The following is a 26317-nucleotide window of genomic DNA, read 5'->3' on the forward strand; positions in this document are numbered from 1 at the left end:
ACAGCATCGCCCTCACCCTGGCCCTCTCCCGGAGGGAGAGGGGATGTGGACGCTTAGACCAGTGAATAAAAAAAGCCCCTGCGCGCAAGCGTCAGGGGCTTTTAAGTTTTAACGTCGAACGTTGAACGTTGAACGTCAGTTAGGTTTTAAGCCAGGTCCTGTGCACCTTTGTAGATGATGTCGAACAGTTCCGGGATGTCCTCCTCGGCGATGCAGGAGAAGGCGATACGGAGGTCGGTCTTGGTGGTGGAGATGGCGCCGACGCCGTACTTCTCGAGCAGGTGCACGCGCAGCTTCTCGGAGTCCACGTGCTTCAGCTTCAGACACATGAAATAGCCGGAGTTGAACGGGTAGTAATCCCAGGCGCTGTCGTACTTGCCGCTGTTGAGCACTTCCTTGGTCTTGAGCGCACGCCCTTTCATGATCTGGAACTTCTCCTCTTTCTGCTTGAGGAAGTCCGGGGAACGCAGCGCCTCGATGACGAAGGTCTGGGACGGATGCGGGCAGTTCGAGATGCGGGCACGGATGATACCCATCGCCTTCTTCTCGAGGGCGTTCATCACCGGTGCGTTCTCATAGTCATTGCCGTCGGCGAAGGTGACGAAACCGGTGCGGAAGCCCCATACGAACTCTTCCTTGGTGGCGCCGTCGAGCTTAACCGCGAGGATGCGCGGGTGGAGGTTGGCCAGCTTGCCGAAGAGCGACTCCTTCAGGCTGTCCTCGTAGAAGAGGCCGAAGTAGGCGTCGTCGGTGATGGCGACCACGTTGCAGCCGGCCTCGGCGACTTCCTTGATGGCGGCGACGAGAGCGTCGCCCTCGGCGACGGTCGGGGTGTAGCCGCTCGGGTTGTTCGGGAAGTTCAGGAGCACGATCACCTTCCCCTTCTCCTCGGCCGAGTTTTTCAGGACGGCCTTGAAGGCGTCGACGTCGTAGCCGCCCGCCGCGGTGAAGGTCGGGTACTTCTTGACGATGGCGCCGGAGCAGGTGCCGAAGGTCAGGTTGTAGTTGCCCCAGAGCATGTCCGGAAGGATCAGGTGGTCACCCTTGTCGACGAACATGTCGGCGACGATGGAGAGACCATGGGTGAGCGCGTTGGTGACGATCGGGTTGCTGAAATGCTTGCCGACCTGGCTCGGGTTCTCGCGCAGCATCTTCTCGCGCCAAAGCGCGCGGAGCTCGGGTTTGCCTGCCGGCGGAGCGTACGGGAAGATGTCCTTCGGATCGAAGGAGGTCAGCTTGTCCTGGATGCAGGAGAGGTACATCGGGCCGCCGTTCTCGGTGGCGATGCCGATGGTGGCATTGAACTTGTGGGCTTTTTCCTTGGCTTCAGCCGACTGGGTAAGGATTCCCTTGGGGAAGAAGAGGTTCTTGCCGAGATCGGACAGCATCTCCAGTACGTGGGGGCTGTGCTGGGCCAGAGACTCGTTTAACTCCGCGGCTAATGGATTCATCAAATTCCTCCTGAAGCTTAATGTGATATCGCCCGGGGGCATGACCGCGGGTCGGGGCGGTCATAGACTCGCCATTAAAACCCGACGCCGGGCGGTTGTCAACGCTTAATGTGAGTAACAGGATCCCCTCCCCCGGAGGGGGAGGGGCAGGGAGGGGGCGCGAAGCGTCTTGCACAGGCTCCCCCCTCCCAACCTCCCCCCTCCGGGGGGAGGAGTGACATCGCTATCTCCTCGAAGGGGTGGGGAGTAGAGCTCGCCGTTTACCGGTTCAGCAACATCTCCATCAGCTTATAGCCGGGGTCGACCTTGACGCCGGTCGCGGAGGCGGATACCTCGTCGTACCCTGCAACGCCTGCTTTCTCCTGTTCTTCACCGGCATAGATCACGAAGGGAACCGCCTCACCGGTGTGGGTCATGAGAGCTACCGGCGTGGGATGGTCTGGAGCGCAGAGGATGCGGTACGCGCCGTACTGCTTCACACCTTCCAGTACCGGGCCGACGATCTTCTCGTCGAAGAGTTCGATCGCCTTGATCTTGTCCGCGAGCTTGCCGGAGTGCGACGCCTCGTCGGGCGCCTCGACGTGCACGAACACGAAATCGCGCTCCTTGAGCGCCTCGACCGCGGCCTGGGCCTTGCCGTCGAAGTTGGTGTCCAGGTAGCCGGTCGCCCCGGGGACGTTGATGATGTCGAGGCCTGCGTAGACGCCGATCCCCTTGATGAGGTCGACGGCCGAGATCACCGCGCCGGAGAGGCCGAAGCGGGTGGTGAACTTGTCCATGGCGGGCGCCTTGCCGTGCCCCCAGAGCCAGATCGAGTTGGCGGGAGTCTCACCCTTCTCGGCGCGGCGCTTGTACTGCGGGTGGTTGTGGAAGACCATCTGCGCTGCGTTCATCAGGTAGATGAGGCGGTCGCTCCCCTCTCCCACCGGCATGTAGCCGGTGATGTCCTGGCCCGAGATGTCGTGCGGCGGGGTCATCTTGATCTGCGTCTTGCCGCCGTGCCACACCATGAGGTGACGGTAGCTGACGCCGGGGTGGAAGGAGAACTCCTCGCTGCCCAGATGGCGCTGCAGCTCCTCCACCAGCTCGCGGCCGTCCGCGGTGGAGATGTGCCCGGCGGAGTAATCCTCCATGATCAGCTTCCCGCCGCGCGGCTCCAGGTGCACCAGGTTGAGACGGAAGGCGACGTCGTCCGGCCCGAGGGATACCCCCATGCTCGCCGCCTCGAGAGGGGAGCGGCCGGTGTAGCAGTCGACCGGGTTGTAGCCGAACATGGCGAGGTTGGCCACGTCGGAGCCGGGGGGATACCCTTCAGGCACGGTCTGCGCGAGCCCGAGCGTTCCCCTTTTGGCCATGAAATCCATGTTGGGGGTCTTTGCCGCCTGCAGCGGCGTTTTTCCTTCCAGTGCACCGACCGGGTGATCCGACATCCCGTCGCCAAGCAATACCACGTACTTCATAGCAGTTACCCTTTTTATCGTTTTTATTTTTTCAGCCAAAGACGGACTTTGTGGACATGGTGGACCTTATGGATCTGGTGGACAACGGGAAGTTACTCCCTTTACTCCTCCGTGCCCTCTGTGTACCTCTGCGACCTCTGTGTTCCGGGTTTCGCCTCATCCCCTGGGATGGATCTTCTCGTGCAGCCTCTTGAGCCTTTCCCGCGTCACGTGGGTGTAGATCTGGGTGCTGGAGAGGTCGGCGTGACCGAGCATGATCTGCACGCTCCTCAGATCGGCACCGTTCTCCAAAAGGTGCGTGGCGAAGGAGTGCCGCAGGGTGTGCGGCGAGATCGCACTTCGCACCCCGGCCTGGAGCGCCCTCTTCTTGATGATGTTCCAGAAGGCCTGCCGGGTCATCCCCTCGCCCAGACGGCTTATGAAAAGAAGGGGCGAACTCTTCTGTTTCAATAGCTCCTGGCGCGCCTGGCCTAGGTACTCGCGCACATGCCGGCATGCGCTCTCCCCCATCGGCACCAGACGCTCCTTGTCCCCTTTTCCAACCGTCATCAGGTAGCCGGCGGAGATGTTGACGTCGCTCGCCTTCAACCCCACCAGTTCGGAAACCCTGAGCCCGGTAGCATAGAGAAGCTCAAGCATCGCCTTGTCGCGCAGTTCGATGGCGCCGGTGTCCAGGGGGGCGGCGAGGAGCGCCTCCACCTCGCGGGCGCTCAGAACCGCCGGGAGCTTCTTCACCCCCTTGGGAGCCTCGATGATGGCGGTCGGGTTCGTCTCGCAGTAACCTTCGCGGACCAGGAAGCGGTGCAGCATCCTGAGCGCCGAAAGGGCCCTCGCCCGGCTTCGCGGCGCGATCCCCTCCCCTTTGAGCCTCGTGAGGTACCCGGTCACGTCGCTTGGGCGGATGTCGCCGGGTTCCCGGTTGCCCAGGTGGGAGAGGTACCGCGTGAGGTCGCGGCTGTACGCCGCCACCGTGTTCGCCGCCGCCCCCTTCTCCACCAGGAGGTAGTGCAGGAAGAGGTCCAGGTAGCGGTCCACTAGCCGTCAACCGCCTCCAGGAGCTCCTTGCGGATCTCCTCGAGCTTCGCCGGGTCCGAGATCTTGTGGCCGAAGATGTCCTTCACGTAGAAGACGTCGGCGACCTGGTCCACCTTGGTGGAGATCTTGGAGACGCCGATGTAAAGCCCCAGGCGCGTCAGCGTACTGGTGATGCTGTACAAAAGCCCCACTTTGTCGTGGGCGTAGATGTCGATGACCGTGTAATCGGAGGAGACCTCGTTGTCGATCTCCACGCGCGCCGGCATGGTCGGCTTCGCCTTCTCGGTGAGGATGCTCGGGCGATGCCGTTTAGCCACAAGCTGCCCGACCCGGACCTTCCCTTCCAGCACCTGCCGCAGATCGGACTCGAAGCGTGCCCAGCGGTTCTCCTCGGTGATCACGAACCCCTGCGGCGAGTTGACCTGCAGGATGTCCAGCACCTTCTCGTTCGTGTTGGTGTGGATCTGCGCGCCGAGGATGTTCATGCCGTTGGCGGCCATCACGCCGGTGATCATCGAGAAAAGGCCGGGGACGTCGTAAGTGCAGACCGTGCAGTTGGTGAATCCCTTCTCCACCTCGTGCGACAGCTTGAGCACCAGCTGCTTCTTGGGCATCTCCAGCAGGATGCGCACATGCCCGGCGATGAGCTCGGGGGTGTAGGAAAGCAGGTGCCGCGTGGAGAGCGCCTGCAGCTCGTCCTTGATGAGCTGTCCCGGATAGTCGTCGGCAAGAAGATCGAATATGGTCCTCTTGACGCGGCGCACGCGTTCCCCGGACGCCTCCAGCTTGAAGTCCCCGCGCTCCAGCACCGTGAACGCCTTCTCGTAGAGTTCCTGCAGCAAAAGCGCCTTCCACTCGGTCCAGACCTCGGGCCCCACGGCCTTAATGTCGGCGTAGGTGAGGAGGTAGAGCATCTTTAAGTTCTCGCTCTTTTCCATCTGGCGCGCGAACTGGATGATCATGCGCTCGTCGTGCAGGTCGCGGCGCTGGGCGATGTGGGCCAAAAGGAGATGCTGACGCACCAGGAACTGCAGCCGTTCCGAATCTTCCTTGATGAGCCCCATGCGCCGGGCGATGGTCTTCGTGAGTTCGGCACCGATCTCAGCGTGTCCTCCCCCTCCCCCTTTCCCGATGTCGTGGAACAGGACGGCCAGGAGCAAAAGCCAGCGCTTGTCGATCTCCATGGCGAGCTGGGTCAGAAGCGGCAGGGTGTCCTTGTGCTCGCCGCGCCACAGCTTCGCGATCTCCTCGACGGCGAACAGGGTGTGGGTGTCGACCGTATAGATGTGGTAGACGTCGTGCTGCACCTTGCAGTAGATGCGCTCGAACTCCGGGATGAAGCGGTTTAAAAAGCCCAGGTGGTGCATCTGCTGCAGGGTGTCGTAGACCTTCTTCTCGGACTGCAGGATGTTGATGAAAGAGGCGTTTACCTCTTTGGAGCGGCGGAACTTGTCGTTGACGAGGTCGAGGTTGTTCCTGATCAGGGTCTTCGTGGCGAGTCCGAGTGCCACCCCCTGCTTCTGGGCGTGCTCGAAGATCTTGATGAGGCGGACCGGGTCCTTGGCGATCACGCTCTCGTCGGGGACCACGAGTTCCCCCTTCATGACGTAGAAGCCGTCGCCGACCGGCCGGCGCGTGAAGTAGCCGAGTATCTTCCGGGTGGAATCGTCGCGCTGACTGCACTTGGTGATGAGAAGCGAGCTGAAGTGTTCGACGCGGTTCGCGTGGAGGTAGAAGTCCTGCATGAACTGCTCTACGGCGAGGGTCTTCCCCTTGTCCTCGTAGCCGAAAAAGCGCGCGATCGAGGTCTGCGCCTCGAAGGTCAACTGGTCGTTCTTGCGGCCGGCCAGGTAATGAAGCTCGTTTCTGATGCGCCAGAGATAGGAGAGCGAGCTGTAGTACATGCCGATCTCCTCTTCGGAGAGGACACCCTTCATCACCAGCTCGCGCGGCTCGTCCACCTTGTACTTGATCTTGGCGACCCACATCGCGGTGTGCAGGTCGCGCAGGCACCCCTCACCCTCCTTGATGTTGGGTTCCAGGATGTAGACGCTCGAGCCGTACTTCTCGCGCCGCTTCCTCAACTCCTCAAGCTTCTCGCCGATGAAGGCGTCGCTTCTTTTGGCGAGCACCTGGGTCACCATCATCTTCTTCAGCTCGCCGAAGAGGTGCTCGCTGCCGGTGAGAAGGCGCGCGTCGAGAAGCGCCGTCTTCACCGTGATGTCGTTGTTCGCCATCTCGACACAGTCGGTGATGGTGCGCACCGAGTAGCCGACGTCCAGGCGCAGGTCCCACAGGAAGTAAAGCAGGCGGTTCGCCGCCTCCTCGACCACCTTGGACTCCTTGCCGCTGTAGAGAAAGAGGAGGTCGAGATCGGAGTACGGGTTCAGTTCGCGCCGGCCGTACCCCCCGACGGCGACCAGGGCCAACTGACCGCTTTTGTGCATCTGCAGGTCGTCCGAGAGCGCGGTGAAAAGCCGCGTCACCAGGGCGTCGGTCATCGCCGTTATCGACTGCACCACGGAAATGCCGTCCTCACCCTCCCGGTGCGAACGCTTGGACTCCTCCCGGAAATGCTCCAAGAACTCGCGCGCTGCCGCAAGGTAGGCGCCGCGCTTCTCCTCGAAGCTCTTGCCGTCTCCCTTCATCGACTCCGAGAGGTATGCGTTTATGTTGAGGCGCATCACTCTTCCTTGGCGATGCGGACCACTTGGAGGACGCCTGGAAACGCCTCGATATCCGCCTCGGGGATATTCTGGGTGTCGCCGATGACGCCTATGATGACCCGGTTTGCTCCGGTGGACTGGTGGATGTCGAAACCGCGTTCGATGAGGTACGACTTGATCTCTTCCTGGGCCCTTTCGTCGGCCGTTTTGCGCATTACGATCAGCACCTGCAAACCTCCCTTTAGTGTTCGCCCCGGGTCATGATCCTTTCCAGGCGACGCGACTCGTCGATCACCCTCTCGAAGAGGCGCACGATGGCCTGGTCGTCCAGGGGGCCGTCGTTCTCCGCCGTCATGCGGGAGAAGATCCGCTTCTCCCTGGCGGGGTCGTAGACCGGCAGATCGAGCCCCTTCTTGATCTCCCCTATCTGCAGGGCAAGTGAGGCGCGCTCGTTGAAGATGCGCAACAGTTCGCTGTCCAGTCGGTCGATACGGTCCCTGATGTCGTCTATGGTCATGGCGGCCTCAGAACTTCTTCTTGATGTAGGTGTCGCGTTTCCAGTTCACGTCGTCGACACCGGGATAGTCGATGTTGTAGTTCAGGCCGCGCGACTCCTTCCTCATCTGCGCGCAGGCGACGATCAACTGGGCCACGGTGGCGATGTTCCTAAGCTCGATGAGATCGGAGGTGACGATGAAGTTCCAGTAGTACTCCTCGATCTCGTCCTGGATGAGTTCGATGCGGCGCATGGCGCGCGCAAGGCGCTTGTCGCTTCTGACGATGCCGACGTAATTCCACATGAAGCGACGGATCTCGTCCCAGTTCTGGGAAACCACCACCATCTCGTCCGAGTTGGTCGCGGTACCGGCATCCCACTCGGGGATCTGGGGGAAGCTGAACTCGCCGTCTTTAAGGACCTGTACCGCGTGCTTGTAGGCGCGCCCCGCGTAGACGGCGGCCTCGAGAAGCGAGTTGCTCGCCAGACGGTTGCCGCCGTGCAGGCCGGTGAAGGCGACCTCGCCGATGGCGTAGAGGTGCTTTATGTCGGTCTCGGCGTTCTTGTCCACCGCGACGCCGCCGCAGAGGTAATGAGCCGCCGGGACGACCGGGATCATATCCTTGGTCATGTCGATGCCGTACTCGAGGCAGGTCTGGTAGATGTTGGGGAAACGCGAGGTGATGTACTCGGCGCCGCGGTGCGTGATGTCGAGGTAGACGCAGTCGTCGCCGTAGGTCTTCATCTCGTTGTCGATGGCGCGGGCCACGATGTCGCGCGGCGCGAGGTCTTTCAGGTGGTGGTACTTCTCCATGAAGGCGGTGCCGTCACGGCGCTTGAGGATGGCACCCTCGCCGCGCACCGCCTCGGAGATGAGGAAGGAACGGGCGTTCGGATGGTAAAGCGTGGTCGGATGGAACTGCATGAATTCCATGTTGGAGATGGTCGCCCCGGCGCGGTAGGCCATGGCGACGCCGTCGCCGGTGGCGACGTCGGGGTTGCAGGTGTAGAGGTAGACCTTGCCCGCGCCGCCCGAGGCAAGAAGCGTGATGCGCGCCGTGAAGGTCCTAACCTCGCCGCTCTTTCTGTCCAGCACGTGAGCGCCCAGGCAGCGGTTTTCCTCGAGGTTCTTCTTGAGCACCTTCGCCTCGGTGACGAGATCGATAGCGATGTGGTCCTCGTAGATGGTGATGTTGTCGTGCTTCAAAACAGCCTGCACCAGGGCGCGCTCGATCTCGCGGCCGGTGATGTCCTCGGCGTGCAGGATGCGCCGCGCGCTGTGGCCGCCCTCGCGGGTCAGGTCGTAGGCGTCGCCGCTTTTGGTGAACTGCACCCCCCAGTCGATCAGGTTGCGGATCACCTGGGGCCCTTCCTCGACCACCAGGCGCACCACGTCCTCATGACAGACACCGGCGCCCGCGACCAACGTGTCCTGCACGTGTGCGTCGAAGGTGTCCTCCTCGGAGGATACGGTGGCGATGCCCCCCTGGGCGTAGTTGGTGGCGGATTCGGAAATGTCCTTCTTGGTGACCAGGGCGACCCTGCCGTGAGCGGCCGCCTGCAGCGCGAAGGAAAGCCCCGCGATGCCGCTGCCGATCACAAGAAAATCAGTTTTCTCTTTCATTACTCCCCCCATAAGCTGGATTGGGCCCACATCGGGCCCGAAGTATGAAACGAAGCCGTGCAGCAGTCGCGAGTACGTAAAGGAAAAGCTTTAGGGGGGCTGGGCGGCAACGTTGGGCCTCGTGCCCTCAAAGGAGATCGCTTCGGGTGCGTCGCGGATACCTTGCGTTCTTCGCATGAACCGGTTCTGGAAAACCCGCAAATTATTGATCCCCCCAAGATTTTTGTCAAGACTTTTGACAGGTTATGCGTCTCTAAGGTTAGATTAGACCTTGAATTATCATGCTTATTAGTCTATATATTTCGGTGGCATAATTTTCTTTCCCATTAAAAAAGGAAGCACATGCTCCATTTGTCGCACCGCATTGCAGTGACGGCCGCCATGACGACGGCAGCCCTGTTGCTCGCCATCTCGGCGCCGGTCCGCGCCGACATATACAAGTACGAGGCTCCCGACGGCACCGTCCACTTCACCGACGCCCCGACCGACAAGCGCTTCAAGATCTTCATGCGGGACATCAAGAAGGACAAGAAGCTGCGCACGGCGTTCAAACTCCCCGGATATGCAAGGAATCCGGCCGAGTTCGAGCCGATCATCAACTCCTGCTCGCGCGAGTACGGCGTAGACAGCTCGCTCATCAAGGCGGTGATCCACGCCGAGAGCGGCTACAACCCCACCGCGGTATCCTCCAAGGGAGCCCAGGGGCTGATGCAGCTCATGCCGAAGACCGCCCAGGGGCTCAAGGTGGCCGATTCCTTCAACCCGCAGGACAACATCCGCGGCGGGGTGCGCTATCTCAGGTTCCTTCTGGACACCTTCAAGGGGAACGAATCGCTGGCCGTCGCCGCCTACAACTGCGGCCTCAACAACGTGGCGAAGTACGGCGGCATCCCCCCCTATCCCGAGACCCAGACCTACGTGGCGAAGGTGCTCAGTTACCGCAACAACTACCGATAGCGCAAAGGCAGACAAGAGCATGCCCTCTACCTCAGCACAGATCATGAACCTCCCGAACATCCTCACCATGGTGCGCATCGCTGCCATTCCGCTTCTGTGCGTCCTGCTGCTTTCGCCGGAGCGGGAGAGCGGTTTCTGGGCCGCGGCCCTCTTTGCCGCCGCCTCGGTGACCGACTGGCTGGACGGCTACCTCGCCAGGAAGATGGGCATCGTCACCGTGTTCGGCAAGTTCCTCGACCCGATCGCCGACAAGCTGATCGTCATGGCCGCGCTCATCATGATCCTCCCCTTCGACCGGGTTCCCGCGTGGATGGTGCTCGTGATCCTCGGGCGCGAGATGATCATCACGGGGCTGCGCGGCATCGCCTCCACCGAGGGGATCGTGATCGCAGCGAGCAACCTCGGGAAGTTCAAAACCATCTTTCAACTGGTTGCCATCATCGGCCTGTTGCTGCACTATGACTATCACTGGTTCTTCGGCATCGATCATCCGCTGCTCGTTGTGAACATGCACAACGTCGGCATGTTCTATCTCTGGATCGCAACCGTGATAACCATCTGGAGCGGTGTGGATTACCTGTACAAATTCGTTCGGGTGATAGCCAAATAAAAATTTCCCATTGACACCGAAGAGGGAATCGGGTTATATACGGGTTCCTTCGATGTACACGGCGGCATGGCCAAGTGGTAAGGCAAAGGACTGCAAATCCTTCATTCATCGGTTCAAATCCGATTGCCGCCTCCAATAAAGAAAAGGGCTTACGATCTCAGGTCGTAGGCCCTTTTTTCATTGCTGCAATTCGTGCCGTAGTGAATCCTTTCCTACTTACCGCGTTCACACCGCAACGAAGCTTCGGCCGATCTCGTTCATCCCTTCCGCCACGGAAACAGTCGGCACTCCAGCCAACGCCCCTCGTTGCTCCAGCTCCAGCGCCCCTCCCCGACAACAGCCCCGCCTTAATGCATCTCTCGTTATTTTTGTTATATTTCCCTGTCTTCGCAAAAAACCACCAACAAGGCCGGTGCGGAAAGGGGGTGAGCCAGGCGGAACGAAGCGGGATAAGCGAAGTTCACCAACGAGAAAAGGAGGCGTCACATGTGCAGAAGGTTCCTGTTTGCAGTTGCGGCTTTGCTGGTGTCCATGTCGCTCGCGGCTTGCGGCGACGATGACGAGCATGCATCGACGACGTATCGCCAGACCAACCTGATATCCAACATACCGGGGCTCGCGGCCACCACCGACGCCAACCTGGTCAACTCCTGGGGGATCGCCCGTTCGTCCACGAGCGGCTGGTGGGTAAGCGACAACGGCACCGGGGTTTCCACGGTCTACAACGGCTCGGGGCAACCGTTCCCCACCGCTACGCCGATCACGGTGACCATTCCGCTGCCGTCAGCTCCCGGCACGGCCACCGCCGCGACTCCTACCGGCGTTGTGTTCAACAACTACTCGGGATTCGACGTGACGCCCGGAGTGAACACCTCGGCGGCACGCTTCATCTTCGTCACCGAGGACGGTACCATCTCGGCCTGGAACACGGGAACCGACGCGACACTCAAGGTCGACAATCCGACTTTCGCGACGGGAACCGGGGCCGTCTACAAGGGAGCGACCCTAGCCACCACCGGTACCGTCAACTACCTCTACGTCGCCAACTTTCGCGCCGGGACCATCGACGTCTTCGACTCCACCTTCACCCCGGTCACCCTGCCGGGCACGCCGTTTATGGTACCCGCACCGCACATCGCGCCTCCTGCCGGTTACTCCCCTTTCAACATCGCCAACATCGGAGGCAAACTCTACGTGAGCTACGCGCTTTTGAACCCAGATACGCTGCTGGATGACGTCCCCGGACAGGGGCATGGCTTCGTCGAGGTTTTCAATCCGGACGGAAGCTACGTGACGAGTCTGCAAAGCGGGACCTGGCTCAACTCCCCCTGGGGCATGGCGCAGGCACCGGCGAATTTCGGCAAGTTCAGCAACATGATCCTCGTCGGGAACTTCGGCAGCGGCCAGATCGCCGCTTTCGATCCGGCGACGGGAGCATTCAAGGGCCTGGTGCGGGACGCGGACAACGCACCGATCGTCATCAACGGGCTGTGGGGCATAGGCTTCGGCAACGGCGGCAATGCCGGACCGGCCAACACCCTGTTTTTCGCTGCGGGTCTGAACGACGAAAACGACGGACTCTTCGGCACCCTGACCCCACGCTGATGCGGGGCCGGAAAGCAAGCCTCCGGAGCAACACCTCAAAGGCGAGAGATAGAGAAAGCCGATGCATTAAATTCAGAAAAACTAATTATTTCGTCTTTACAAAGTAAAACCTCTATGGTATTCACATTATCACCTCGTTGTTGCTTCACCTGGCCCCCCTGAACTACCTCCCAGGGGGGTCTTCTTTTTTTTCGACGTCCCCTCCCTCTTCCGAGCACCCTCTTCGTAACTACAGCCGAATTCCTGAAGGCCGCGAGCTCTCACCATTGTACCCCCACAGGATATCCATCCGCCCCCCCCGATGCACGCGGTGCGCAAATCCCGCAGACCATGGTGTTCAGGGTACGTCTGGATGGTTCCCCTGCGCGGCGTCGTACACATCGAGGCGCAGAAGCAGAGTCTCCTCGGGGAGATCACACGCAACGCCGCGGCGCTGCTGGTCCCGGGAAAGCAATCTGTAACCTCCACTCTCCCCAAAGCAGATCACCGCTGCCACGAGCCGAGGTCCGTATGGTCGATGCAGAATGTCATTCAGCTTGGATGGAGCTCCACATCGTGCGATGTAGCATGACCTTTGGCCTTAACGGAGCAACGTATCGCACGATGTGTCATGACCTATCGCACGATGTGTCATGACCTATCGCGCGATGTGCCACTACCTATCGGACGATATGCCACTACCTATCGGACGATGTGCCACGACCTATCGGACGATGTGCCACGACCTATCGGACGATGTGCCACGACCTATCGGACGATGTGCCACTACCTATCGGACGATGTGCCACTACCTATCGGACGATGTGCCACTACCTATCGGACGATGTGCCACGACCTATCGGACGATGTGCCACGACCTATCGAACGATGTGCCATGACCTATCGGACGATGTGCCACTACCTATCGCACGATGTGCCATGACCTATCGGACGATGTGCCACTACCTATCGCGCGATGTGCCATGCCCCTTCGCCTTAACAGAGGTGCAGCGGCTCAAAGGAATTTAAAAATTTATTAATTTTAATTGACACCACCCATTCATACTTTATACTGCACTACTCCTGCGCAACGAGTCACACGTGCCACGGCACGGAAGGAGTAAATAATGGGAATCTGCATGGACTGCAAAGGTAAAAGGACCGTCACCTGCCCCGAGTGCGGTGGCACCGGAAACAGGTACTATGTCGCGGTCCTCGACATATGGGAATCTGATTGCACTGCCTGTTTCGGCAGCGGGACTATCAGTTGTCAGTCATGCGAGGCGCGCCCCATGGGTTCAGTGATCACGAGGGGACCCGTAGCCTGGACCCCGCCCCCTGCCCCGCCGGGGCTGTAACTTAATAACTTCGATCCGAACAAGAAAGGGCCAGCGCGAAACGCCGGCCCTTTCATTTTGGCTCAGAAGAGTGGACTGGCTCCGCCTTTCAACGTAGAACCTGGAACACAGAACGCAGAACGTGTTTATTGATGTATGGATAGCTTTTTCATCAGGTCGTAGAGCGTAGGACGGCTGACGCCCAGTTCTTCCGCGGCCTTCAGTATGTTCCCCGACTGGCGTTCGATGGCGTTCAGGATCATCTCGCGCTCCATCCGCTCGCGCGCCTCGCGAAGTGACAACCCGTCGTTTGCGGGCACCGGCACCGGGGGGGGCTCGAAATCACAGCCTAGATCGAGGGGACCTATGCTGGTGCCGTCGCACATGATCACGGCGCGCTGGATCCTGTTCTTCAGCTCGCGTACGTTGCCCGGCCAGTCGTGCCGCTTCAAAAACGCGATGGCGGCCGGGGAGAGACGCACCTTCTTCTTGTTCTCCTTGCAGTAAAGACGCAGGAAGTTGTCGGCAAGCAGCAGCACGTCGTCACCGCGCTCCCTCAAGGGGGGAAGCTTGATGGTCACCACCCCGATCCGGTAGTAGAGGTCCTCGCGGAAGCGCCCCTCCTCTATCGCTTTCTGGATGTCGATGTTGGTCGCGCAGGTGGTGCGGGCATCGACCGGGATCTCCTCCCTCCCCCCGACACGCTGGATCAGTCCCTCCTGGAGAAAGCGCAGAAGCTTCACCTGCAGGTTCACCGGCAACTCCCCGATTTCGTCAAGGAACAGGGTCCCCTTGTGCGCGAACTGCAGCTTCCCGCGCACCGCTGTGTGGGCACCGGTGAAGGCCCCCTTCTCATGCCCGAAGAGTTCGCTCTCCAGGAGGTTTTCGGGAATGGCGCCGCAGTTGATCGCCACAAGCGGCCCCTTGCGGCGCTGGCTCGCCTCGTGGATCGCCGCGGCGACCAGTTCCTTGCCGGTACCGCTCTCGCCGGTGATGAGGATCGGTGCGTTTGAGGGGGCAACTTTCCTGATGGTGGTGTAGACCGCCTGCATCTCCGCGCATCGCCCGACCATCCCCCACTGTTCCTCCGGCTCGGCGCCGGAGGAGATGGAGCTGTTTTGCTCCTCCAGGGTGGCGATATGGAAGGCGCGTCCGATCATCACCTTAAGTTCGGTGAGCACGGGGGGCTTGGCGTAGAAGTCGAAAGCCCCCATGCGCATCGCCTTCAGCGCGTTCTCACGCTCGTTGTTTCCCGTTAGCATGATCACCTTGGTCACCGGGTTCAGCCCCAGCATCTCGTCCAGGCAGCGAAACCCCTCTACCGAGCTGTCCGGGTACGGCGGCAGCCCGAGGTCGAGGATCACGACGGCAGGGTGTTCGTTCCGGAAAAGGGAGAGCGCCTCGTGCGCATCTCCGGCGAGCAGCACCTGGTACTCCTGGGTCAGCCCCCACTTGAGCTGCTGCCTGATATCCTCGTTGTCATCGACAATAAGAAGCTTTTTCACAACTCCTCCTCTATGCGGCGGCGCTGCACCCTCTTGCCGGTTCGGCCTGCGCGACCGGAAGGTGCACGGTGAACACCGTCCCTTCCCCCTCGACGCTTGCAACCTCGATCCTGCCGCCATGCGCCGCGACTATTTGCCGCGACTGGTAAAGCCCGATTCCCAAACCGGTCCGTTTCGAGGTGCGGAATGGGACGAACAAATCGTTTCTGATGAAGCGCGGCGACATGCCGCAGCCGCGGTCGGTCACCCTGATGAAGGGGGAGGCGTTGCACCCTACCTCGGCGGTTATGGGGGTCTCCGGCGCGGAGGCCTCCACCGCGTTCAAAAACAGGTTCAAAAGCACCTTCTGCAACTCCTCCGCATCGCCAAGGACCATCTGGCAGCTCCCGGTGACATCTATCGTCCTTCCCGGCACCATCTCGGCGCAGCGCCGGGCGAGCGACAGGATCTCTACGGGACGCCTCTGCAAAAGCTCGCTTTCCCCCAGGTTACGCAGACGGCCGATGAGCCCCTGCATCTTCTTGGTGGTGTTGCCGAGGCTGTTCAGCATGTCCTTCTGGAATTCGGGGTTGTCGATGTGTTCACCCGCGTTTTGCAGGACTAGCGAAATGGTGGCTGCGAGGTTTTTCAGGTCGTGCGCCACGAAGGTGGCGAGGCTTCCGACCGCCTCCATCGCCTTCGCCTGGGTGAGCTGCTCGGAGAGACGCTGGTGCTGCATGGCGACCGAGACCTGACGTGCGATGGTCTTCATCAGGTCGAAGTCCTCGTAGCGGTACTGCTCGTCCGGGACGACCTGCGCACCCAGCACGATGAAGCCGGAGAGGGCCTCCCCTTCAGAAAGGGGGATCACGAAGGAGATGCCGTAGCGAGCAAGCATGGCGCGGTCGGCCTCGCTCAGGTCCGGATTCGCATCGGAGGAGCTGAAGACCCACTGTTTCTCGCGCAACGAGGCGAGGATGGGGCTGTCGTCCTCGATGGTCTCGGCCATCGGCTCCAATTCCAGAAGGCCGCCGACGCAGTACCAGCCGACCCCCTTCTGGTGCTGGTAAAGGGCCGCGCCGCGCACGCCGAAGATCTCGCAGTAGGCCTGGAGCACCCGGTGCACCAGTTCGTCGGCGCTGTCGAAGGTGGCGAGCCTCTGGGTAAGCCCCAGCCACTGCGAGCGGTAGTCGTACTTGCTCTGGTAGAAATGCTTGTGCAGGAAGACCTTGAACTCTCGGTTGGCGCGCTCGGAGAGAAGGAGCAGCAGCAAAAGGATGCCGCCTGCGAAGCAAAGGGCCAGGGTGAGCACCCGGGGGAACTGCGGCCCGAAGTACCTCATCCCTTCCCCCAGAAGCCCCAGCAGGATGAGATAGACGGCGATCACCGAGATGACGACCGATTTAAACAATACCGCCTGGGAAACCTTCACCCGGGCGCTGCCGCGCCAGTGGGTGCGGGCGTAGAGCATCATGAGGGAGGCGACGATGAAAACAAAAGAGCGCAGCGGGACGAGCTCCATGTTGATGGAGCGGTACAAGAGCGCGTTCGAGTAGTAGAACACGAGCACGGATAGCATCGCGAAGAGCGCGACGATGTCGAGCTTCACGCGCCACAGGGCCTCGGACGAGGCGTGCACCAGGGTCGACTCGAAGTTGGTGAGCGCCATCACGAGCAGTAAAAGGATGGCGATGTAGAAGTAGAAACCCGCGTCGGCCAGAAAAAGCAGCGGCTCCACCGGGAAATCCGGGGCGTAGTAAAAGGAGGCGACGGGGAGAAAAGCCGGCACCAACGGGAGCAGACAGCCGCAGACGAGGAGGGCCCGCGTCCGGACGGCGAGCCCGCGCTCCGGGAGCTCACGCGCATAAGTGAGACTCAGAAGGAGCCACAAGGGAGGCAGCAGCGCCTCCACGAATAGCCCCGTCCTTTTCCAGTCCGTCGCGGGCCAAAACGATTCGAGGGCGAACAGGTCGGTAAGCTCGAGGACCGCCAGGGCGAGGACGGGGAAGGCCAGAAAACTGCGGGCGGCGCTTCGCTTCTCCAACTGCACGATGCGCAGTACGGTAACAAGCAGCAACAAAACCGCGATCAGCGAAAGCGCCATGGCATCCCCTCGGCCGGCCGTCCCCTGTTACAACTTCCAGACCCGTATCCCGGCCCCGTTCATGAGCTCCCTGTCGAAGAGCCCCTTCACGTCGATGAGCACCGGGTTTGCCCCCATGAGCCGCGCAAGATCGGCGGGGGTGAGTTCCTGGTATTCGCGGTGTGCCACGGCCGCCACCACCGCGACCGCAGGCTTTAGCTGCGACATCGGCAGGATCCGGACGCCGTACTCGTGCTGCGCCTCTTCGGGGTCCGCCATCGGGTCGCACACCTGTACCTCGACGCCGTAGTCCTCGAACTCCTTAACGATGTCGATGACCTTCGAGTTCCTGAGATCCGGGCAGTTTTCCTTGAAGGTGAGCCCGAGCACGGTGACGCAGGAGCCGAGCACTTGGTGACCCGCCCTGATGATCTCCTTCACCGCGCGTTGCGCCACGAATTTCCCCATGCCGTCGTTGATGCGCCGCCCAGCCAAGATCACCTGCGGGATGTAGCCGTTCTTCTCAGCCTTGTGGGTCAGGTAGTAGGGGTCCACCCCGATGCAGTGCCCGCCGACGAGACCGGGGCGGAAGTTCAGGAAGTTCCACTTGCTACCGGCCGCGGCAAGCACGTCGCCCGTATCGATTCCCATCCGGTCGAAGATGAGGGCGAGCTCGTTCATGAGGGCGATGTTCAAGTCGCGCTGCGTGTTCTCGATCACCTTCGCCGCCTCGGCCACCTTGATCGAGGAGGCGCGAAAGACGCCCGCAGTCACCACGGAGCCGTACACCTGCGCCACGACCTCCAGGGTCTCGGCGTCCTGCCCGGAGACGACCTTCTTGATCTTGGTGAAGGTGTGCTCCCGGTCCCCCGGGTTGATCCGCTCCGGGCTGTAGCCGACCTTGAAGTCAACCCCTCCCCTGAGCCCCGAGACACGCTCGAGGATCGGGAGGCACTCCTCTTCGGTTACGCCGGGATACACCGTCGACTCGTACACCACGATGTCACCCTTTTTCAGGGCACGGCCTACCGTTTCGCTCGCGCGGTACATGAGGGTGAGATCAGGCTGGTTGGCCTCGTCGATGGGGGTGGGGACCGCGACGATGTGGAAGTCCGCCTTTTTGAGGTCTTCGACGCGGTCGGTGAAGAGTATGTCTGCTTCGGCCAGGTCCGCGGCCTCCACCTCGCCGGTGTGGTCGCGTCCCTCGCGCAGTTCCATGATCCTGTTGCGGTTTATATCGAAACCTATGGTGGTACGGCACTTCCCGAAAGCCACTGCGACGGGCAGGCCGACATAGCCCAAGCCCACCACCGAAATAATACGTTCTACCGTCAAGACATCCTCCAGGTAAAGATATAGCGGCATTCACAGAGCCGCACTGAACACAGCTATACCTATACAGCCTCAGGCACAAATTGACAAGTGCTAATTGTTTGTGATAAATCACCGATTAGCTGGGGTAAATTGCAAGCTGGAGGCGGTTAAATGACAGGACCGGCGTCACAAAGACAGAAACAGGATTCCTGCGTTATCAGCAGCATCCCCTTCTTCTCCTCTCTCACCCCTGAACAGGTGGAACAGGTCGAGAAACTGTTCAGGAAAAAGAACTACGAGAAGGAACAGATAGTGCTCTACGAGGAGGACACCTCGAACTACATGTACCTGATCTACTCGGGCAAGGTGCGGGTAGTGAAGATGAACGACGAGGGGAAAGAGCAGATCATCACCATCCACAAGAAAAACGACTTCTTCGGGGAGATGTCGCTTCTGGACAACAAGACCTCGCCGGCGACCATCATCGCGCACGAGGACTCGGTGATCGGGCTTTTGCACAAGGCCGACTTCGAGGAGCACCTGCTGCGTAACGACGAGGTCCGCAAAAAGATCATCGAGCTTCTGTGCAGCCGGCTGCGCGAGTCGTGGGAGATGATCAAGATCCTGAGTTTCAACGCCGAGAACGCACAGGACCGGGTGCTATCCCTGCTGGACCGGTTGGGGGAGCTTTACGGCGTGCGCGACGACCGCGGCGTCATCATCGACGTGAAGATGACGCACCAGCAGATGGCGAGCTACGCCTCGGTGACCCGCGAGACCATGAGCCGGGTTTTGCGCAGCCTGGAGAAGTCTCATGCGATCAGCATCCTGGACGGCAAGGCGATCCTCTTGAACAAGGGTTTCTTCGACGCGAGACAGAACCACAAGAGGCACTAGCGCCCCCTGCCCCACTTAAACTCCCCAAACCTTACTGGATCTGGGTCCCCCCGCCGTCAAAGACCGCCGACACGGCGACGGCGAAATCCCCCGACACCGCTCCGGCAGGAATATTGGTGAAGGAAAGCTTCAGGATCTCGCCGGAGGCAAGGGAGCTGCTGGCGAGTATGACGGCATTGCTGCCGGAGGTGCCGGCGATACCGCTCGCCGCGTAGGGTCCTGAAGTGACGGCACCGGCAAGAGTCGCCCCCGCCGGCATGCTCACCAAGAGATTCACCCCGTATGGAGCCGCCGCCGGGAGCCCGGCAAGAAACACCGTCCCCACCGCCGTGCTGCCGCTTAGCGCGGTGCTCATCGCCGCGTAGATCGGCACGGTTACCGCGACCTCGGCGGAGGTCTGCACGTTGCCGGCGGCGTCGTAGGCCTTTGCGGTCCAGTTGTAGCTCCCCTTGGCGACTCCCGACGGATCCCAGGAAAAGGAGTATGGGGCAGTGGTGGTGCTTCCCTGCAGCGCCCCGTCCAGGTAGAACTCCACCCGCGCAACCCCCACATCGTCGGAGGCCGCGGCCTTTATGAGGGTGACGCCGTGCACCACGGTCCCCTCCGCCGGAACGGTGAGCGCAACACTTGGAGCGGTGCGGTCCTGAGCGCCCGAATCGGCTCCCCCTACCGCACTCCCTCCTCCTCCCCCGCCACCGCAGGCAGCCAGAGTCATCACCATAAGGGCTACCCAAGCCCGCTTAACTAACCGCATCGTTTCCCTCCATAATCCAGTGTCCCCCATCTAGATCCTCCCCGTAAGCAGCGAGAGGATCACCACGATATCGCCGGTATCGATCCTGCCGTTGGGCTGCGACACGCCGTTCACGTAGGGGGCAAGGTCCAGGCGCAAAAGCTCCTCGCTCCCCGGGGCGACCTGGCTGGTGGCGATCTGCAGCGCGAGCTGGGCGTCCGCAATGGTGAGGGGTGCCGAGACCGTTGCCGGCGGGGTCGGGACGCTTGCCTGCGCTGCGTTGTAGACCGAAACGGTGACCGCTTTCGATAACGCCTCGTTGCCGGAGACATCGACGGCCCTGACGGTAAGCTCGTAGATTCCCTTGGCCAGGGAGGCGACGTCCCAGGTGAAGCTGTAGGGGGCCTTGGCCGTTTCGAAGACCGGCACCCCGTTCACCAGGAACTGCACCCTTGCGATGCCGGCGTTGTCGGTGGCCGAAGCGGTGACGGTCACCGTCCCGGAGACCGCATCGTTATCGGCCGGGGAGGTTATGTTGACGGTCGGGGGGAGCGTCTCCGGCACAGAGACGATGTTGGAGTAGACGCTCTCGGCTCCGGAAGAGTTGTAGGCGGTTACCGCGAAATAATAGGAGTTGGCCGGATCCAGCCCGCTTATCGTCGCAGTGGTGCTGTTTCTTCCGTCGACAGGGGCGTTACCCTCGACGGCTCCGGTCCCCTGAAACGGGACGGCGCCGGAGTTCGCCTGGTAATAGATGCGGTAACCCGCGAGGTCGGGGTCGGGGCTTGGGTCCCAGGCTAGCGAGACACTAGTGGCAAGAGAGGTGGCAGGGGCGACGATGAGTAGAATTGCAACAGACAACAAGGCGGAAAGGGCGGAAAAGGTGCTGGCTTTTCCATTTGATAGCATGCTCACTCCCAATGACAGGCCTCGGCCGTACGCCTTTTTCGGAAGGGAGTGATAGGGGAAATGAAAAAAGCCGGGACCGCGACACCAGTACTTGGCATTTCGGCGACCCGGCTGTCTCAGAGAGACCCAGTAGGCTTTCCGTCCCACCCTTGCGGATGGTTTAGTATTATCGTGTACCTGTATTCATTTTAGCTGGATGGGAAACCCACCATCGGGTGCGGATAGTATGTGATTCATAAGAGAAAAGCAACAGCTTTTTGAAGAAAGTGGCTGAAAACCGCGCCCTTAGCGGCGCAGCCTCGCCGGCACTAACGCGACACGCTCATCGCCTTGACCCCCTTGTTTCCGGCGGCATCATAGGCAGCGACCGTGACGGTATGGGATCCGCCGCCCACCTTTGTCGTGGCGCTTATGGAACCGGAGTTGGTCCCCAACAGCAGCACCCCGTCCAGGTAGACCTCCATCCGGACCACGGCCACGTTGTCCTGGGCCGACGCAGCGACCTTCAAACTGGAGCTCTTGAGATACGGAGAGGAAGGCAGGACCAGATTGACGGTCGGAGCAACGACATCGTTGGCGACGTTTACGGTCACGCTGGAGGAGCCCGCGTTTCCTGCGGCATCGGAGGCAATGGCAACCAGGGTGTGACTCCCGTTGCCGGCGGCTACCGTGTTCCAGTTGTAGCTTATGGCGCCCTGGTTCGCCGCGTATATGAGGCTCGAGTTGTCGTAAAGTGCGAAAGATGTGACGCCGATGTTGTCGGTGGCGCCGGCCGTCACGGTGACGGTGCCGCTTACTTGCTTGCTGTTGGCGGGAGCCGAAATGGTGACCGTCGGGACCGACGTATCACCCGCGACGTAGACGACCTTTTCCGTGGTCCCTACGTTGCCGGCGGCATCGTAGGCCTTGGCCGAGAGGGTGTACTGCCCCGGGGGCATGGAGGCGGTCTGCCAGTTGAACGCACAAGGAGCCGTGCTCCCGGTTCCCAGCAGCGTGTTGTCCACGTAGAGTTCCACCTTCGTGACGCCGACGTTGTCGTGAGCGTCGACGCCTACGGAAACCGTACCGCTCAGGGTGGTCGTTGCGGAAGAGACGGCGATATCCACCACGGGAGGGACCATCTCTTTTACCTGGACCACGTTGGAGTACGCACTTTCCGCGCCGCTCGAGTTGTATGCGGTGACCGCGAAATAGTAGGAACTGCCCGGGTCGAGGCCGCTTATGGAGGCGGTGGTGCTGCTGGAGACGTCCACGGGGGCCGCCCCTTCGACGGCACCTCTGCCGGCAAAAGGAAGCGCCGCTGAGTTGGCCTGGTAGTAAACCCGGTAACCGGCGAGGTCAGGATCGGTGGACGGGTCCCACTGAAGGTTCACCGTTGAGGGAAAAGCTGCGGCAGGAATCAAAAGCAGGGGTAGTAGGAGCTGCAGAACGCGCTTGGTTTTCAACACAGACCTCCACGAGAGGCGGAGCCCGTGCTCAAGACACAAAAAAACCGGGCACCGACCTGTAGTGCAGGCATTTCGGCGACCCGGCTGTCTCAGAGAGACCCAATAGGCTTTCCGTCCCACCCTCGCGGATGGTTTAGTATTGTCGTGTACCTTCAGTTGTGCCCAACTTTTATCAGAGCTGCGTGTTTTTTCTTGTGATCCAAATCACACTCAGCAACAGTTATAGCAAATATGTCATTAAAAAATTGACAGACCGTGCCGTATTCCTTCCGCTTGCCCCACCGAAGATCTGGGCTACCCTATAGCGGTGTCCGGTCCGGCAATCCTCCACTTTGGCCCGTCCAGAAGCTGTCCTCCCTGCGGTCCCGGTACCGGGATCAAAGAGAAATGCAGGGACATGAGTGACCGTTTTAAGGCGGACTGTCAATGACACTGGCACAGCAAAGGCTGGTGACTCCGCAGAAGCATTGACGTTTCTCACAAGGCACCCCAGCGCTTTCTAAACCCTTGACAAATAGGGATTAAAGGTCAAGAATTATGTCATTCGCAGGGCGCAAAGACACAATTGTCCCGCTGAAATCACTGTAATCAAGCAGGGAGGGACACCAGCCACAGTCGATTGACGCACTTCAAACCTGCCTAGTTGATCCTGTCCAAGTGTCGACCACAGCCACTGCTGGGATTCAGAATTTCCCGCAGAAAGGAGCTGATCATGCGGAGCTTTTTCAGACGAGCCTTAGGGCAGATCCTGGTAGACGGCAAATTCCTCTCGAAGCGCACCCTCAGCCGGGCGCTGGAAGAGCAAGATAAGACCCACGAACTTCTGGGAGCGGTGCTCGTGCGCATGGGCGTCCTCCGTCCCAGCGACGTAAGCGCGCCCCTTCTGATCCAGGAACACCTGTCGAACATAGAGGACGCGGCCAAACTTGCCGCTGGTCAAAGACAACTCCTTGGTGCGCTCCTGGTTCAATCCGGCAAGATCACGGCAAGACAGCTCGACGAGGCGATAGCGGAACAGCAAAGAAGCGGAGACAAGCTGGGCGAGGTTTTCATCCGCCTCGGCATACTTACACAGATGCAGTTGAAGGGGCTTTTGGAATTGCAGCACAACCAGGAAAGCCCCGCCAGCAACCCGCTGCGCTTGGGCGAATTGCTGGTCGCCACCGGGCAGATCACCAGGGAGCAGCTGGAACGGGCGCTGTCCAGGCAGAAGCAGACTGGCGGTAAACTCGGTGAAGTCCTCGTATCGGAAGGCTTCGCACACAAGCAGCAGATAAACCACGCGGTAAGGCTGCAAAAGCTCTGCGTGAACTCGGTGCTCGCCGCCATCCTCTCCATGGGCGCGCTTACCGCCACCGCCTCCGCCTCCACCGTGTCGCTGCAGTGGGATGCCTCTCCCGATACAGCCGTGACCGGCTACAAAGTCTATTACCAGCCCGATTCGACGGCCACCCCGTTCCAGGGTGCCCCGATGGACGTCCAGAACGTGACCGCCGCGACTGTCAACAACCTGGATCCATCCCACTCCTACAGTTTCGCAGTCACCGCTTACGACGCGACCGGCGCCGAGAGCACTTATTCCAACGTAGTGACGGTACCGGAGATGCAGCCCCCCACCACCGCCGTGACCTACCCGGCCAACGCGGCGACGGTCGCGGGAGTGGTATCCGTCACCGCGGACGCCACCGACAACGTCGGGGTGACCAAGGTGGAGTTCTACGTGAACGGGGCGCTGAAGGCGACCGACACGGGAACCCCCTACGTCTTCTCCTGGGACACCACCGCGCTAACACCAGGCACCTATACATTGACCACGAAGGCCTACGATGCCGCGGGCAACGTCGGGCAGTCGCAGAGCGTGACGGTCACTGTGGCGAACGACCTGCAGGCCCCCACCGTCTCTCTGACCTCCCCCGGCAACAACATCACGGTGAACGGCACGGTCAGCATCGCCGCGAACGCGACCGACAACGTCGGGGTGAGCAGGGTCGAGTTCTATCTCAACAACGCCCTGCTGGGAGCGACCAACATGGCCCCGTACGCCTACAGCTGGAACACGCAGAGCATCGCCAACGGCGTCTACAACGTGACCGCAAAGGCGTACGACTCGGCGGGCAACGTAGGGCTGTCGCAAGTCGTCACCGTCAACGTATCCAACGACGTCACCGCACCCGTCGTCACCCTCACCTCTCCGGCTGGAGGCTCCACGGTGAGCGGCACCGTGTCCCTGACGGCGAGTGCGACGGACAACGTGGGTGTGAGCAAGGTCGAGTTCTACCAGAACAACGCCCTCATCGGCACGAGCAGCACCGCCCCCTACAGCCTAAGCTGGAACACCGCTCTGGTCGCCAACGGCACCTACACCATCACCGCGAAGGCTTACGACGCCGCAGGCAACGTGGGGGCGTCGCAAAGCGCATCGGTCACCGTCTCCAACGCCGCAAGCGACACCATCGCCCCGTCGGCGTGGCTTACCTCGCCGGCCAACAACTCCATCGTCTCCGGCACGGTCACCATCAGCGGGGGCGGGAAAGACAACGTGGGCATCACGAGGATGGAGTTCTATCAAAACGGCAAGCTGATGGGTAGCGACAGCACGGCGCCCTACTCCTACAGTTGGAACACGACAGCGTACCCCGACGGAAGCTACATTCTGACAGCGAAGGCTTACGACGCAGCAGGCAACGTGGGGCAGTCTGCGAACACCTACGTCACGGTACAGAACGCGAAGGGAAAGAAAAAGTAGTACATTCTGCCGTGGCCGGATGCGGCGAAATAGAGGAACTGCTCGAGGCCTTTTATCTGTTTCAAAGGAGATGAAATATGAATCCCACAATCAATGGTGCTGCGAAAAAGATAATACAGCAAAGTTCAGCAGCTTTTTGTCTACTGCTTGTCTATAGCTCTACCGTCCTAGCGCTACCGAGCATTACCTCAGCCCCGCTAACGGCTAAAAACGGTTCGAGTGTGAAAATAGCGGGAAGCGCCTTCGGTGCCAAGGCGACGGCCGCACCGCTACGATTCGATACGTTCAGTACGGCTACCCCGGGTCAAACTATGAGTCAGGCTACTAATTGGTGGAGTGATGGCAACTATCCGTTGTATGTCACCAACCAAAACCCTAGATATAGCGGCAACCAAACTGCAAGGGCTGAGGCTAACGGCCCGTCTTACGGGAATGCCGCCCCTGACCCGGTTTCCCGCACTACGATTGCGTTCAGAAACAACGTCGGTTTTGCAAAGACCAAAAAGGTTTATTTGAATTATTGGTATTATTTCGATGCAAATGAGAAGGGATGCCCCGTAGGGTTTGCTGATGCTGCTGGCACTCCATACTGGCAGATCAAATCAGTGCGCCTTCTGACGGAGTCCCCTCTTGACGGCAACTTCACTGCCGACAACTACCCATCCATCAACTATGCGGTGCAGAACTTCCAGTGCGGCACTGTGAACAACAGCCAGCCAAACAATTATTGGGATCGCCGTTTGTACCTAGGTGGCGGCACTAACCTCTACTTTAACCCGGCTCCCATGGGGCAAACGGGGTGGTACAACCTGGCAATCCAGATCAAGATGGATAGTACCGTCGGGGCTGGAGATGGCGCGATAACGGCCTATATGTCAGCGGCAAATTTAGGTGCACAGTACAAAGTTTCCTCCGTATCCCCAGTTACTGTCATCGATGCTACCAACAAAAATGGTAAAGCCTATTATGACGGTATAAACATCGATAACTACATCGGAAACGTCCCACCTCCTCCTACATTTGATGCAACCAAGGTTGACGGCTACCCTCAGGATTACACTGTGAACTACGGCAGCACATGGTACAAAGCGATTCAAGGAAGTGCGAAGCCTGTAGTCCCAACTGACACTGCTTACTGGACAAAGGCACCCTATGGCTATGAGATTAATACGCATCTACAGTATGGCGACATCTACGTCGACAACTCATGGGCAAGGGTAGAGATCGGTGATGCTTCGACTTATTCAGCATGCACACATAGAGAAATTCAGGTTCCAATCACTTGGGGCACCGATGGTATAGAGTTCAAAGTGAATCAGGGAAGTTTCCCTGATTTGGCCACAGCCTATATTTATGTGGTAGATGAGAATGGATATGTAAGCAATGGAAAAGCTATCCAGTTCGAGAAAAGTGGGGCCGTTACCCCGCCTAAGAACCTGATTCAGATAAAACCCTAGCTCGCTGCGCGATTTGCCTGTCGACT

Annotated in this window: 19 protein-coding genes, 1 tRNA gene and 2 riboswitches; of the genes, 7 read left to right on the forward strand and 13 right to left on the reverse strand. The window is 60.2% G+C overall.

Features of this window, described 5'->3' with window-relative positions:
- Positions 1-146 precede the first annotated feature (146 nt).
- The 7 genes from D6Z24_RS07010 to nadB all read right to left on the reverse strand — a co-directional run bounded on the left by D6Z24_RS07010 (position 147) and on the right by nadB (position 8732).
- Positions 147-1451, reverse strand: a complete 1305-nt coding sequence (locus D6Z24_RS07010; protein ID WP_129125851.1) for an aminotransferase class I/II-fold pyridoxal phosphate-dependent enzyme — start codon at positions 1449-1451, stop codon at positions 147-149.
- A 260-nt stretch (positions 1452-1711) separates the two neighbouring features.
- Complete coding sequence (locus D6Z24_RS07015) at positions 1712-2911, reverse strand: cofactor-independent phosphoglycerate mutase (protein ID WP_129125852.1); 1200 nt, start codon at positions 2909-2911, stop codon at positions 1712-1714.
- 156 nt (positions 2912-3067) lie between these two features.
- Positions 3068-3946, reverse strand: a complete 879-nt coding sequence (gene xerD, locus D6Z24_RS07020) for a site-specific tyrosine recombinase XerD (protein ID WP_129125853.1) — start codon at positions 3944-3946, stop codon at positions 3068-3070.
- Positions 3946-6630: a [protein-PII] uridylyltransferase gene (gene glnD, locus D6Z24_RS07025; RefSeq protein WP_129125854.1), complete on the reverse strand. Its 2685-nt coding sequence runs from the start codon at positions 6628-6630 to the stop codon at positions 3946-3948. The genes xerD and glnD overlap by 1 nt, the downstream gene beginning before the upstream one ends.
- Positions 6630-6839 carry a hypothetical protein gene (locus tag D6Z24_RS07030; RefSeq protein ID WP_129125855.1) on the reverse strand — a complete coding sequence of 70 codons (210 nt, stop codon included), beginning with the start codon at positions 6837-6839 and terminating at the stop codon, positions 6630-6632. The genes glnD and D6Z24_RS07030 overlap by 1 nt, the downstream gene beginning before the upstream one ends.
- A gap of 14 nt (positions 6840-6853) precedes the next feature.
- Positions 6854-7129: a chorismate mutase gene (locus D6Z24_RS07035; RefSeq protein WP_129125856.1), complete on the reverse strand. Its 276-nt coding sequence runs from the start codon at positions 7127-7129 to the stop codon at positions 6854-6856.
- 7 nt (positions 7130-7136) lie between these two features.
- Positions 7137-8732 carry an L-aspartate oxidase gene (nadB, locus tag D6Z24_RS07040; protein ID WP_129125857.1) on the reverse strand — a complete coding sequence of 532 codons (1596 nt, stop codon included), beginning with the start codon at positions 8730-8732 and terminating at the stop codon, positions 7137-7139.
- A gap of 381 nt (positions 8733-9113) precedes the next feature.
- Between nadB and D6Z24_RS07045 the strand changes: the two genes are divergently transcribed.
- The 4 genes from D6Z24_RS07045 (at position 9114) to D6Z24_RS07060 (ending at position 11904) form a co-directional block, all read left to right on the forward strand.
- Complete coding sequence (locus tag D6Z24_RS07045) at positions 9114-9689, forward strand: lytic transglycosylase domain-containing protein (RefSeq protein ID WP_246014609.1); 576 nt, start codon at positions 9114-9116, stop codon at positions 9687-9689.
- A 19-nt stretch (positions 9690-9708) separates the two neighbouring features.
- Positions 9709-10299, forward strand: a complete 591-nt coding sequence (pgsA, locus tag D6Z24_RS07050) for a CDP-diacylglycerol--glycerol-3-phosphate 3-phosphatidyltransferase (RefSeq protein WP_129125859.1) — start codon at positions 9709-9711, stop codon at positions 10297-10299.
- A gap of 60 nt (positions 10300-10359) precedes the next feature.
- A tRNA-Cys gene (locus D6Z24_RS07055) sits at positions 10360-10434 on the forward strand.
- Between the two features lie 351 nt (positions 10435-10785).
- Positions 10786-11904: a TIGR03118 family protein gene (locus D6Z24_RS07060; protein WP_129125860.1), complete on the forward strand. Its 1119-nt coding sequence runs from the start codon at positions 10786-10788 to the stop codon at positions 11902-11904.
- 1462 nt (positions 11905-13366) lie between these two features.
- On the opposite strand, the gene prsR is transcribed toward D6Z24_RS07060, so the two are convergent.
- The 3 genes from prsR to D6Z24_RS07075 are packed head-to-tail and all read right to left on the reverse strand — an operon-like array spanning position 13367 to position 18122.
- Positions 13367-14725, reverse strand: a complete 1359-nt coding sequence (prsR, locus tag D6Z24_RS07065; RefSeq protein WP_129125861.1) for a PEP-CTERM-box response regulator transcription factor — start codon at positions 14723-14725, stop codon at positions 13367-13369.
- Positions 14726-14735: 10 nt separating this feature from the next.
- Positions 14736-16808 (reverse strand): XrtA/PEP-CTERM system histidine kinase PrsK, encoded by a 2073-nt coding sequence (prsK, locus tag D6Z24_RS07070; protein WP_129125862.1) that lies wholly within the window; start codon positions 16806-16808, stop codon positions 14736-14738.
- Between the two features lie 27 nt (positions 16809-16835).
- Positions 16836-18122, reverse strand: a complete 1287-nt coding sequence (locus tag D6Z24_RS07075; RefSeq protein WP_129125863.1) for a nucleotide sugar dehydrogenase — start codon at positions 18120-18122, stop codon at positions 16836-16838.
- 150 nt (positions 18123-18272) lie between these two features.
- On the opposite strand from D6Z24_RS07075, the gene D6Z24_RS07080 reads away from it, so the two are divergent.
- Positions 18273-18998, forward strand: coding sequence for a Crp/Fnr family transcriptional regulator (locus D6Z24_RS07080; protein WP_129125864.1), 726 nt, complete (start codon positions 18273-18275; stop codon positions 18996-18998).
- Between the two features lie 31 nt (positions 18999-19029).
- Here the strand turns inward: D6Z24_RS07080 and D6Z24_RS07085 are convergent, their stop codons facing one another.
- The 3 genes from D6Z24_RS07085 to D6Z24_RS07095 form a co-directional block, all read right to left on the reverse strand.
- Positions 19030-19719: an Ig-like domain-containing protein gene (locus tag D6Z24_RS07085; protein WP_162605084.1), complete on the reverse strand. Its 690-nt coding sequence runs from the start codon at positions 19717-19719 to the stop codon at positions 19030-19032.
- Positions 19720-19782: 63 nt separating this feature from the next.
- Complete coding sequence (locus D6Z24_RS07090; RefSeq protein ID WP_129125866.1) at positions 19783-20640, reverse strand: Ig-like domain-containing protein; 858 nt, start codon at positions 20638-20640, stop codon at positions 19783-19785.
- 98 nt (positions 20641-20738) lie between these two features.
- Positions 20739-20815: riboswitch (cyclic di-GMP riboswitch) on the reverse strand.
- Positions 20816-20948: 133 nt separating this feature from the next.
- Complete coding sequence (locus D6Z24_RS07095) at positions 20949-22085, reverse strand: Ig-like domain-containing protein (RefSeq protein WP_129125867.1); 1137 nt, start codon at positions 22083-22085, stop codon at positions 20949-20951.
- Between the two features lie 74 nt (positions 22086-22159).
- A riboswitch (cyclic di-GMP riboswitch) is annotated at positions 22160-22236 on the reverse strand.
- A gap of 564 nt (positions 22237-22800) precedes the next feature.
- Between D6Z24_RS07095 and D6Z24_RS07100 the strand changes: the two genes are divergently transcribed.
- Together D6Z24_RS07100 and D6Z24_RS07105 are read left to right on the forward strand one after the other, a co-directional pair.
- Positions 22801-24834, forward strand: a complete 2034-nt coding sequence (locus tag D6Z24_RS07100) for an Ig-like domain-containing protein (protein ID WP_162605085.1) — start codon at positions 22801-22803, stop codon at positions 24832-24834.
- Between the two features lie 77 nt (positions 24835-24911).
- Positions 24912-26291: a hypothetical protein gene (locus D6Z24_RS07105; RefSeq protein WP_129125868.1), complete on the forward strand. Its 1380-nt coding sequence runs from the start codon at positions 24912-24914 to the stop codon at positions 26289-26291.
- The last annotated feature ends 26 nt before the right edge of the window (positions 26292-26317 follow it).

The sequence above is a fragment of the Geomonas oryzae genome (assembly GCF_004117875.1).
In the GTDB taxonomy this organism is placed as follows: Bacteria; Desulfobacterota; Desulfuromonadia; order Geobacterales; family Geobacteraceae; genus Geomonas; species Geomonas oryzae.

Coding starts and splice junctions, on each gene's coding strand:
- prsK (WP_129125862.1), bottom strand. CDS start 16,808: ATGGCGCTTTCGCTGATCGCGGTTTTGTTGCTGCTTGTTACCGTACTG.
- D6Z24_RS07100 (WP_162605085.1), top strand. CDS start 22,801: ATGCGGAGCTTTTTCAGACGAGCCTTAGGGCAGATCCTGGTAGACGGC.
- D6Z24_RS07035 (WP_129125856.1), bottom strand. CDS start 7,129: ATGACCATAGACGACATCAGGGACCGTATCGACCGACTGGACAGCGAA.
- D6Z24_RS07105 (WP_129125868.1), top strand. CDS start 24,912: ATGAATCCCACAATCAATGGTGCTGCGAAAAAGATAATACAGCAAAGT.
- nadB (WP_129125857.1), bottom strand. CDS start 8,732: ATGAAAGAGAAAACTGATTTTCTTGTGATCGGCAGCGGCATCGCGGGG.
- D6Z24_RS07060 (WP_129125860.1), top strand. CDS start 10,786: ATGTGCAGAAGGTTCCTGTTTGCAGTTGCGGCTTTGCTGGTGTCCATG.
- D6Z24_RS07015 (WP_129125852.1), bottom strand. CDS start 2,911: ATGAAGTACGTGGTATTGCTTGGCGACGGGATGTCGGATCACCCGGTC.
- D6Z24_RS07010 (WP_129125851.1), bottom strand. CDS start 1,451: ATGAATCCATTAGCCGCGGAGTTAAACGAGTCTCTGGCCCAGCACAGC.
- D6Z24_RS07085 (WP_162605084.1), bottom strand. CDS start 19,719: ATGGTGATGACTCTGGCTGCCTGCGGTGGCGGGGGAGGAGGAGGGAGT.
- pgsA (WP_129125859.1), top strand. CDS start 9,709: ATGCCCTCTACCTCAGCACAGATCATGAACCTCCCGAACATCCTCACC.
- D6Z24_RS07080 (WP_129125864.1), top strand. CDS start 18,273: ATGACAGGACCGGCGTCACAAAGACAGAAACAGGATTCCTGCGTTATC.
- D6Z24_RS07090 (WP_129125866.1), bottom strand. CDS start 20,640: ATGCTATCAAATGGAAAAGCCAGCACCTTTTCCGCCCTTTCCGCCTTG.
- D6Z24_RS07045 (WP_246014609.1), top strand. CDS start 9,114: ATGACGACGGCAGCCCTGTTGCTCGCCATCTCGGCGCCGGTCCGCGCC.
- glnD (WP_129125854.1), bottom strand. CDS start 6,630: ATGCGCCTCAACATAAACGCATACCTCTCGGAGTCGATGAAGGGAGAC.